This window comes from Pseudomonas sp. ANT_H12B, from assembly GCF_008369325.1.
GTDB lineage: Bacteria > Pseudomonadota > Gammaproteobacteria > Pseudomonadales > Pseudomonadaceae > Aquipseudomonas.
Map to the genome: position 1 here is coordinate 1 of NZ_VOBI01000040.1, position 9535 is coordinate 9535.

Here is a 9535-nt window from a genome sequence, read left to right on the forward strand (position 1 = left end):
GACCTGAAGCAACTCGCTGTCGAAAACTGCGTAACTCATTGTTTACCAAGGAGTTTTCCGTTTCGACTGCGCCGGAAGTGGGGCGAATTATAGACTTCCAGAATCTGCCGTCAACCCTTAATTACGCTTTTCTATCAGGTTGTTCAAAATCACTGCTTATATAGACGCGCCGGTAGTGATTGCGCAGTATATTGCCCAGCACATAGAACAATATTTTCGCTTCCTACTTCGGACGATGCCACGCAATGAATGACCAGCCCCGCAGTCTTGCCTCAACCCTGCTCTCGGTTGGCCTGCTATTAGTAGCCATGGCGTCGATCCAGTCCGGCGCTTCCCTGGCCAAAAGCATGTTTCCTGTTATCGGCGCCCAAGGAACGACAACTTTGCGACTGATCTTCGCCAGCGTAATCATGGTGCTGCTCCTGCGCCCATGGCGGGCGACGCTCACCGCAAAATCCCTGCGGACCGTCATCGTTTACGGGATAGCGCTGGGTGGCATGAACTTGCTCTTCTATATGTCTTTGCGCACCGTCCCCTTGGGAATCGCGGTTGCGCTGGAATTCACCGGGCCACTGGCGGTTGCGATCTATGCCTCACGTCGCGCAATCGACTTTTTGTGGATCGCCCTGGCCGCCGTCGGTTTGTTGCTGCTAATACCGACAGGAGCAGCAACGGCAGGAATCGATCTGGCAGGGGCCGGTTACGCCCTGGGTGCCGGGGTCTGCTGGGCGTTTTACATTCTGTTTGGCCAAAAGGCAGGCGCTGACAATGGTGTGCAGACCGCAGCACTGGGAGTGATGATTGCCGCACTGTTCGTTACCCCTTTCGGCATTGCCCATGCTGGCGCCGCGTTGCTGACTCCGTCCCTGATCCCCATAGCCATCGGTGTCGCCCTGTTGTCTACCGCCCTGCCCTACACACTGGAGATGGTTGCCCTCACCCGAATGCCAACGCGCACCTTCGGTACGCTGATGAGTATTGAACCTGCAATTGGCGCGCTGTCCGGCCTATTGTTCCTCCAGGAGTACCTCACGCTGTCACAGTGGATGGCCATCATGTGCATCATTCTGGCTTCCGTCGGCGCGACCATCACCATGGGAAGTTCCGCCAAGCCTGCGGTTGCGGCAGATTGACCCCGGATTTGACGAGGGTCTGGTATTTGCCGCTCAATTAGGCCATGTTTAGGCCCGCAACCCAGTGTCAGACATGGACTTTTCAGGATAGGGACATCAGAACGTTTCAAACGAAAGCGAATACAGCCAGACCCGGGCGCAAGATCCGGGGAAGCTATAAGGACAGCAATGAAACGAATTTTGATACTGATCGCGGTACTTGCAGTTGCGGGCTGCGCAGCGACATCCAAAACCCAGATCAAGCATGGCAAGAGAGGGCTGCATATCAACTGCTCAGGACTCTCATCATCCTGGGACAAGTGCTACACCAGTGCCGCCAACTCGTGCGCGCCCAAGGGTTACAAGGTTATCGCCAAGTCGGGAGATGCCGTGGAAGAACCAGGCGATTACCCGTTTGGCCTCAACCCTGCCGGATACACAAGCCGCAGCATGATCGTGATCTGCAAATAGGTTGATGCTACCTTTTCAGGTTCCTGGACCGGCAATCTGGCGGCTAATCTCATCGTAACTGGACTTCAGCACCGTGCGCTGGATGTCGGGAGTGGCCAACATTCGTGCCAGTACTAACGCACCGATGCATTGCGACAGAATCGCCCATGCCAGGCTGTCGCTTTCCAGAACCCGCGCCCAACTCTCCTGCAACCGGCAAATCCAGCGCTCCGCCTGCTGACGAATCATAACGTCCGAACGGGCAATCTCGGCTCCCAATGCCGGCAAAGCACAACCGGATTCCGGATGCTCGACATGGGCCATACTCAAGTAGTGTTTGAGGCAGCGCGCGAATTTTTCACGATCCTGATCAGCGCCCAGTCGTTCCACGCTTTGACACAGCTCACGCTCGACGATTGAAGCAAACAGCTCGTCCTTCGACGAAAAGTGACTATAGAAAGCCCCGCCACTCAAGCCGATAGCCCTCATCAAGCCGTCGACACCCACTGTTGAAAAACCAGACTTCTTGGCTGATACCGCACTGCTTTCCAGCAGCTTCTCTTTGGTTTCCAGCTTGTGATTGGCCGAGTAACGCATTGCCTTGCCCCTCAGGATTGATCGCCTTGACGCTGATCGAATCGTAGCATAACGTTCGTTCAGTTAACGATCGTTTAGCAAAGGGATCTACCCATGAATAACAAGAAGGTCGTACTGGTTGTAGGCGCAGGGGATGCCACGGGTGGCGCTATTGCCAAGCGTTTTGCGCAGGAAGGATTTGTCGCCTGCGTTACCCGCCGCAGCGCAGACAAACTCCAGCCATTGGTGGACGCCATCAAGGACCATGGCGGTGAAGCACACGGTTTCGCCTGCGATGCGCGCAAGGAAGAGGACGTGATTGCGCTGGTCGAGCAGATCGAAAGCCAGATAGGCCCGATCGAAGCGTTCGTCTTCAATATCGGCGCCAATGTTCCTTGCAGCATTCTTGAAGAAACCGCCCGCAAGTATTTCAAGATCTGGGAGATGGCCTGCTTCTCGGGGTTTCTCAACGCCCGTGAAGTGGCCAAGCGCATGGCCAAACGTCAACGCGGCACTATCTTGTTTACCGGTGCCACTGCCGGCATGCGAGGTGCCGCGGGGTTTGCGGCGTTTGCCGGTGCCAAGCACGGGGTTCGGGCGCTGGCACAAAGCATGGCCCGCGAACTGGGCCCGATGAATATTCATGTCGCCCACGTTGTTGTCGATGGCGCCATCGATACCGATTTTATCCGCGACAGTTTCCCCGAGAAGTACGCGACCAAGGACCAGGACGGCATCCTCAATCCCGAGCACATCGCCGAGAACTATTGGTACCTGCACAGCCAGCCCCGCGACGCCTGGACCTTCGAACTGGACTTGCGTCCCTGGAACGAACGCTGGTAAGCCCTCCCCTATAACAATAAGCAGAGTGCAATAACCATGAGCAAAACCGTGGAGTTCTTCTTCGACCTCGGCAGCCCCGCCACCTACCTGGCGTATACCCAACTGCCGAAGATCTGTGAACAGACCGACAGCCAGCTGATCTACATACCCATCCTGTTGGGTGGCGTCTTCAAAGCCACTGGCAACGCGTCCCCGGCGACAATCCCGGCCAAGGGTCGCTACATGTTTCAGGACCTGGATCGCTACGCCCAGCGCTACGGCGTACCGCTGAAGTTCAACCCGCACTTTCCGATCAACACCCTGATGCTCATGCGCGCCGTCACGGGTATGCAGTTACGCCACCCCGAACGCTTTCAGGCGTTTATTGATTGCCTGTTTCGCGCTCTTTGGGTTGAAGGTCGAAGTCTCGAAGACCCGGCAACGGTTGCGGCTGTTCTGATACAGAACGGCTTCGATCCAAATGAGGTGCTGGCCCTGACCACCGACGAGGAAGTCAAAGCCGCGCTCAAGGACAACACCGAGAAAGCAGTACAACGAGGCGTATTCGGAGCACCAAGCATGTTTGTCGATAATCAGTTGTTCTTTGGCCAGGATCGGCTGGACTTCGTCCTTGAAGCCCTGAGTTAAATCCCGACGACGTCAGGCGCTCGAAAAAGCGCCTGAACGCCAACCGGTCAAATAGCCGCAGTCCGGGTGTTCAACCATTCGAGCGCTGCACCATCCAGCAACGGGCTCAAGCGCTCGCGCACCTCGGCGTGGTAGGCGTTGAACCACTGTTTCTCGTCCAGAGTCAGCAGCGACGGCTCCAGGCAACGAGTGTCGATCGGGCACAGAGTCAGGGTTTCGAATTTCAGGAACTCGCCGAACTCGCTCTCGCCCGCCTCACGGTTCAATACCAGGTTCTCGATCCGCACACCCCAACGGCCTGGGCGATAAGTGCCTGGTTCGATGGACGTGATCATGCCCGGCTGCATCGCGGTTTGCGGTGCTGCCGCAGCCTGATAGGCGATGACTTGCGGACCTTCGTGAACGTTCAGGAAGTAGCCGACGCCGTGACCGGTGCCGTGACCGTAATCGACGCTCTCGGCCCAGATCGGCGCCCGGGCAATAGAGTCCAGCAACGGCGACAGAATGCCTTTCGGGAATTGCGCACGGGACAAGGCAATCACGCCTTTGAGTACCCGCGTGCAATCGCGCTTCTGCTCGTCGGTCGGCGTACCGACGGGCACCATGCGGGTGATGTCCGTGGTGCCGCCCAGGTATTGACCGCCGGAGTCGATCAGCAACAGGCCATCGCCCTCGATCACCGCGTGTTCTTCTTCGGTGGCATGGTAATGCGGCATCGCACCATTGGCGTTGAACGCGGCGATGGTGTTGAAGCTCAGCGACACATAACCCGGACGTCGGGTACGCGCAGACGTCAGGTGTTCGTCGATGGTCAGTTCGGTGATGCGCTCACGACCCAACGCACTGTCCAGCCAGGTGAAAAATTCGCACAGCGCCGCGCCATCCTGCTCCATGGCCTGACGAATGTGCTCGGCATCGGCCAGGCTTTTCTGCGATTTGGCCAATGTCGTCGGGTTCAGGCCTTCGACCAGCTTCACGCCGCTGTTGAGATTATCCAGCAAGCCGGCGGTGACGCGTGCCGGATCGACTTGCAGGCTCGCGCCGCTCGGCACGGCGCGCAATGCGGCGGCCACTTCACTGTAATCGCGCAGGGTCACGCCATCCTGCTCGAGGATTGCGCGCAACTCGGCATCGACCTTGCTCAGTGCCACGAATAAAGTGGCCTGCTGCTGGCTGATCAGGGCAAAAGAGACAAACACCGGGTTGAACGACACATCGCCGCCGCGCAGGTTGAACAGCCAGGCGATGTCGTCGAGGGTGGCGATGAAATGCCAATCAGCGCCGCGTTCTTTCAATACCTCACGCAGCTTGGCGAGTTTCTCGCCACGGCTGACAGTCGCCTGTGGCGGTAAGTGTTGATAGATCGGCTCATTAGGCAGCGTCGGGCGGTCGCTCCAGACTTCGCTCAGCAGATCGATGTCAGTGCGCAGACGTGCGCCGCGTTCTTCCAGTTTGCCACCCAACGTACGCGCCGAAGCCACGGCCATTACCGCACCATCTACCGCCACGACGCCACCTTCAGGGGTTTGTTCGGCCAGCCAGTCTAGCGGCCCGGGTTGGCCCGGTTGCAGCTTGACCAGTTCGATGCCGCTGCCCTTGAGTTCCTTACTCGCTTGTTCCCAATAACGGCTATCGGCCCAGACGCCGGCAAAGTCCGGTGTAACGATCAGTGTGCCGACCGAGCCATGAAAGCCCGACAGCCACTGCCGCCCCTGCCAATAACCCGGGAGGTATTCCGACAGGTGCGGGTCGGCCGACGGCACCAGCAGCGCATGAATGCCCTCGCGGCTCATCAGCTCGCGGGTTTGCGCCAGGCGCTGGGGTACCAATCCATGGGTCAAAGGCTGCGTACTCATCATGTCTCCTGCTAATCACTTCATCATTATTGTTAAGTGCCGATCTGAGTCGGCGCTTTGAGGCTCTACTGCCAGAATGCCGGAGCACCGGCGGATGCCGTTTTAATCAGTTGTACCGCTTGATCAATGTCCTGCTCGGTGGTGAAACGCCCCAGGCTCAAGCGAATGGTGCGACTCGCCGAACGAGCGTCATGCCCCAGGGCCAGCAGCACGTGGGACGGAGCATTGCTCGCGGAGTTGCAGGCCGAGGTCGCGGAAAACGCGATCGAGGTGCTCAACGCTGCGGAATTGAACTCGCCTTCGTTGAAGGTCAGGCTCAGGGTATGGGGAATGCGCTGGGTCGCACTGCCATTGAGCCGAACGCCAGGCATACTCAGCAGTTGCTCAAGCAAGCGTTCACGCAGACGCACGATCGTGGCTTTTTCTTCATCGAACACTGACGCCGCCAACGCAAAGGCTACGCCCATGGCCGCAATCTGGTGGGTCGCCAAGGTACCGGAACGCAAACCACCCTCGTGTCCGCCGCCGTGGATCTGCGCCTGCAACCGCTGCTGCGCGCGAGGGCCGACATACAGCGCACCGATACCTTTGGGGCCGTAAATCTTGTGGGCAGAAAACGACATCAGGTCCACCGGCCATTGAGCCAGATCGATCGCCACTTTGCCCGCGCCCTGAGCCGCGTCGACATGGAACAACGCATCGCGATCGCGCACGATCTGACCGATCGCAGGGATGTCGTTGACCGTGCCCAATTCATTGTTGACCAGCATCAGCGACACCAGAAAGGTGTCCTCGCGCATTGCCTCACTCACCGCTTGCGGGGTAATCAACCCCTCGGCATCAGGCACCAGATACGTCACCGCCACACCGGCGTCCTGCAATTGTTTCGCGGTGTCGAGAATCGCCTTGTGTTCGATCTGGCTGGTGATGATGTGGCCGCCGCTAACCCCGCGCGCCTGGGCTACGCCCTTGAGGGCAAGGTTGTTGGATTCGGTGGCGCCGGAGGTCCAGACGATTTGTTGTGCCTGGGCGCCGACCAATTCCGCGACTTGGCGCCGCGCCTGCTCGACCGATTGCCGGGCCTGCTGGCCGAAGGCATGAGAGCTGGACGCCGGGTTGCCGAAGTTGCCGGTAAAACCCAGACACTCGACCATGACCTTGATGACCCGCTCATCCACCGGCGTGGTGGCGGCGTAGTCGAAATACAGAGGACGCTTATTCATAAAAGACTCGCAGAGCGTGTTCCGGGATCAGGAAGCTCGTCACTGAAATCTCAAAGCGCAGCCTCGTGAGCTGCGCCGACACGTCAGAGCGTTAGAAATACCTGATCGGAGGCCGTTAAAGAAGAACAACTTCATTTAAAAGTGCGTAGGAACGCTCCTGAAGTCGAGCTTAACAGGCATCGGGTAACCGGTTGAAGCAGTGCGTCAGCTAAAACTCTCGAGCAACAACGGGTACAGGGAAACTACCAGCAGCGCGGCCATTCCCCAGTTGAACAGGCGCAACCAGCGGCGATCCTTCAGCACGTTGCGCAACAGCGTTCCACACGCGGCCCAGACGCCAACACTCGGCAAGTTGATCAGGGCGAAAACGGCGGCAATCACGATCACATTGGTGAAGTAGCCCTGCATCGGCGTATAGGTGCTGATGGCACCGATGGCCATGATCCAGGCCTTGGGATTGACCCACTGAAACGCTGCGGCGCCCAGATAACTGATCGGCTTGGCTTCACCCTGCTCGGTGTCCGAGACAGGCCCTGAATGGGCAATTTTCCACGCCAGGTACAGCAAATACGCCGCGCCGACGTAACGCAGCACGCTGTAGAGCAAAGGATAGGTTTGAAACACGGCGCCCAGACCGAAACCGACCGCCACGACCAGCACGAAGAAGCCGCAGGTAATGCCCAGCATGTGAGGGATGGTGCGGTTAAAGCCGAAGTTCACGCCCGATGCCAGCAACATGGTGTTGTTCGGGCCGGGAGTGATCGAGGTGACGAGTGCAAACAGCGCAAAGCCCAGCAGCAGGTCGAGTGAAAGCGTCATGAGCAGCAGTCCATCAGGGTCAGTCAGATGTTGACCCTATCGCACGCCTTGAGGGAAACCCACGGACAGTTGCGCAAAACTTCAAGCAGTACAGTTGTCGCTCAGCTTGGGCGACCATGAAGTTGTACAGCTCGCTCGGCGTTCATTTCGCCTTGGGTATCAAAATTGAACGACTTTTGCGGTTGGCCGAGCAATTCGGCTTTTTTCGCGTGGTACTCGTCGAAGGACAAGCCGCGGCGGTTCAGGGCCTCCAGCGCCAATTCCTTGCTTTCTTCAGCGGTATAAGGCCGAAGTTCCGGGGAAACATGGCTGGCACATCCGGCGAGAACAGTGACGGCGAGCAACAAGAAAGTAGTGAGTAAATGTTTCATCCTGGGCGTCCTGGCATCTGGGTTCGGGGCAATGAACACAGGCTACGCCGGGTATCCGATCAGCAGAAATCAACGCTCTCAATAGTGGCTATCGACTTTGGCTAACATCGCGCTGGCTACCAACCTTATATCTCTAAATGACCTATTAATATTAATTTACAATCTTTTGCGGAATAACAACCAGCCTTTATAACAACCCTCACGCTTCACGCACTGTTGCCCAGGCAACTGTTTGCCAGGCAACAGTCAATCAACAAACAGCGCTGCCAATCGAACAGCGTCTACCGGCCAACGCGCTGAAAGCCCCGTAAATCCGGGCTCCGAGGGATTGGTACAGCGCTTGCTCAATGCCAGTGACTACTCACTGCTCGCCTGAGCAACTGTTTAAAAAGGAACTGATCATGTCGCGTCCATTGAAAGTCGTTGCCCTTTCCGGCGGAACCTGGCGTCCGTCCCGCACGTTGGTGCTGACACAAGCGCTGTTGGCGCAACTGGCCGAGCAACTACCTATCGAGAGCAAGCTGATCGAACTGGGTCGGCATTGGTGCCACTGACCGAACGCCTGCGGCACCTGGTGGCGATTCGGCCGGGGATCATTTCGCCGACGGTCTCGGCACGCATGGCCGCCACGCTGGATCGCTTGTCCAATGGCCGACTGCTGATCAACGTGGTGACCGGTGGCGACCCGGATGAAAACCGTGGTGACGGGATCTTCCTCGATCACAGTGAGCGCTACGAAGTCACCGACGAGTTCCTGAAAATCTGGCGGCGAGTGCTGCAAGGTGAATCGGTGGATTTCGAAGGCAAGCACCTGCAAGTACAGAACGCCAAGGCGTTGTATCCGCCGGTGCAGAAACCGTATCCACCGTTGTACTTCGGTGGTTCATCGGAGGCGGCCCATGAACTCGCCGCCGAGCAGGTTGATGTCTATTTGACCTGGGGCGAACCGCCAGCCGCGGTGGCGGAAAAACTCGCCGATGTGCGTGAGCGTGCAGCCAGAAACGGTCGCACGGTGAAGTTTGGCATTCGCTTGCACGTGATCGTTCGCGAGACCGCCGAGGAGGCTTGGAAAGCCGCCGACAAACTCATCGAGCACATCAGCGACGAGACCATCGCCGCCGCGCAGAAGTCGTTCTCGCGTTTCGACTCCGAAGGTCAGCGACGCATGGCGGCGTTGCATGACGGGCGTCGCGACAATCTTGAAATCTCGCCCAACCTCTGGGTCGGTGTCGGCCTGGTACGTGGCGGTGCCGGCACGGCGCTGGTAGGCGATCCGCAGCAAGTGGCGGAGCGGATCAAGGAGTACGCGGACCTGGGGATCGAGAGTTTCATCTTCTCCGGCTACCCGCACCTCGAAGAGGCCTATCGCTTTGCCGGGTTGGTGTTCCCGCTGCTGCCTGAGCCGTACGCGAGTCTGGCCGGACGCGGCGTCACCAATCTCACCGGGCCGTTTGGCGAAATGATTGCCAATGATGTGCTGCCCACCAAAGCCACGGCCTGAAAGCCTCCCGTACTGATCGTTCCCACGCTCTGAACTGACCCCCAAAGGTTGAACACAACCTTTGGGGGTGTCATGGGTAAGTACACAGAGCAAGTAAAACTGGCAGCAGTGCAGGACTACTGTTCCGGTAGCGCGGGTTTGAGGGATGTGGCACACC

General features: G+C 58.2%; 9 protein-coding genes and 2 pseudogenes. 6 read left to right on the top strand and 5 right to left on the bottom strand.

All coding sequences use genetic code 11. From position 1 onward, the window contains the following. Positions 1-245: 245 nt before the first annotated feature. Complete coding sequence (rhtA, locus tag FQ185_RS29815) at positions 246-1133, top strand: threonine/homoserine exporter RhtA (RefSeq protein WP_149420567.1); 888 nt, start codon at positions 246-248, stop codon at positions 1131-1133. Between the two features lie 168 nt (positions 1134-1301). Beyond that, positions 1302-1583 carry a hypothetical protein gene (locus FQ185_RS29820; protein ID WP_149420568.1) on the top strand — a complete coding sequence of 94 codons (282 nt, stop codon included), beginning with the start codon at positions 1302-1304 and terminating at the stop codon, positions 1581-1583. Positions 1584-1598: 15 nt separating this feature from the next. Here FQ185_RS29820 and FQ185_RS29825 read toward each other — a convergent pair whose 3' ends face one another. Further along, complete coding sequence (locus FQ185_RS29825) at positions 1599-2159, bottom strand: TetR/AcrR family transcriptional regulator (protein WP_149420569.1); 561 nt, start codon at positions 2157-2159, stop codon at positions 1599-1601. A 93-nt stretch (positions 2160-2252) separates the two neighbouring features. On the opposite strand from FQ185_RS29825, the gene FQ185_RS29830 reads away from it, so the two are divergent. Both FQ185_RS29830 and FQ185_RS29835 read left to right on the top strand, forming a co-directional pair. After that, positions 2253-2981 carry an SDR family oxidoreductase gene (locus FQ185_RS29830; RefSeq protein ID WP_149420570.1) on the top strand — a complete coding sequence of 243 codons (729 nt, stop codon included), beginning with the start codon at positions 2253-2255 and terminating at the stop codon, positions 2979-2981. 36 nt (positions 2982-3017) lie between these two features. Beyond that, complete coding sequence (locus FQ185_RS29835) at positions 3018-3608, top strand: 2-hydroxychromene-2-carboxylate isomerase (RefSeq protein ID WP_149420571.1); 591 nt, start codon at positions 3018-3020, stop codon at positions 3606-3608. Between the two features lie 47 nt (positions 3609-3655). Here FQ185_RS29835 and FQ185_RS29840 read toward each other — a convergent pair whose 3' ends face one another. The 4 genes from FQ185_RS29840 to FQ185_RS29855 form a co-directional block, all read right to left on the bottom strand. Continuing rightward, a complete protein-coding gene (locus FQ185_RS29840) occupies positions 3656-5464 on the bottom strand; it encodes an aminopeptidase P family protein (RefSeq protein ID WP_149420572.1) in 1809 nt (602 codons plus the stop codon). 65 nt (positions 5465-5529) lie between these two features. Continuing rightward, entirely contained in the window at positions 5530-6687 is a 1158-nt protein-coding gene (locus FQ185_RS29845) for a cysteine desulfurase family protein (RefSeq protein WP_149420573.1), read from the bottom strand. A 204-nt stretch (positions 6688-6891) separates the two neighbouring features. Beyond that, a complete protein-coding gene (locus tag FQ185_RS29850; protein WP_149420574.1) occupies positions 6892-7506 on the bottom strand; it encodes a LysE family translocator in 615 nt (204 codons plus the stop codon). 101 nt (positions 7507-7607) lie between these two features. Further along, positions 7608-7877, bottom strand: coding sequence for a hypothetical protein (locus FQ185_RS29855; protein ID WP_149420575.1), 270 nt, complete (start codon positions 7875-7877; stop codon positions 7608-7610). 401 nt (positions 7878-8278) lie between these two features. Between FQ185_RS29855 and FQ185_RS29860 the strand changes: the two are divergent. Then, a pseudogene (locus FQ185_RS29860) lies at positions 8279-8413 on the top strand (FMN reductase); the annotation flags it as partial. After that, positions 8410-9378 (top strand): annotated as a pseudogene (gene ssuD, locus FQ185_RS29865) (FMNH2-dependent alkanesulfonate monooxygenase); the annotation flags it as partial. The pseudogenes FQ185_RS29860 and ssuD, both read left to right, overlap by 4 nt. Between the last annotated feature and the right edge of the window lie 157 nt (positions 9379-9535).

Coding starts and splice junctions, on each gene's coding strand:
- FQ185_RS29840 (WP_149420572.1), bottom strand. CDS start 5,464: ATGAGTACGCAGCCTTTGACCCATGGATTGGTACCCCAGCGCCTGGCG.
- FQ185_RS29855 (WP_149420575.1), bottom strand. CDS start 7,877: ATGAAACATTTACTCACTACTTTCTTGTTGCTCGCCGTCACTGTTCTC.
- FQ185_RS29845 (WP_149420573.1), bottom strand. CDS start 6,687: ATGAATAAGCGTCCTCTGTATTTCGACTACGCCGCCACCACGCCGGTG.
- rhtA (WP_149420567.1), top strand. CDS start 246: ATGAATGACCAGCCCCGCAGTCTTGCCTCAACCCTGCTCTCGGTTGGC.
- FQ185_RS29835 (WP_149420571.1), top strand. CDS start 3,018: ATGAGCAAAACCGTGGAGTTCTTCTTCGACCTCGGCAGCCCCGCCACC.
- FQ185_RS29850 (WP_149420574.1), bottom strand. CDS start 7,506: ATGACGCTTTCACTCGACCTGCTGCTGGGCTTTGCGCTGTTTGCACTC.
- FQ185_RS29830 (WP_149420570.1), top strand. CDS start 2,253: ATGAATAACAAGAAGGTCGTACTGGTTGTAGGCGCAGGGGATGCCACG.
- FQ185_RS29820 (WP_149420568.1), top strand. CDS start 1,302: ATGAAACGAATTTTGATACTGATCGCGGTACTTGCAGTTGCGGGCTGC.
- FQ185_RS29825 (WP_149420569.1), bottom strand. CDS start 2,159: ATGCGTTACTCGGCCAATCACAAGCTGGAAACCAAAGAGAAGCTGCTG.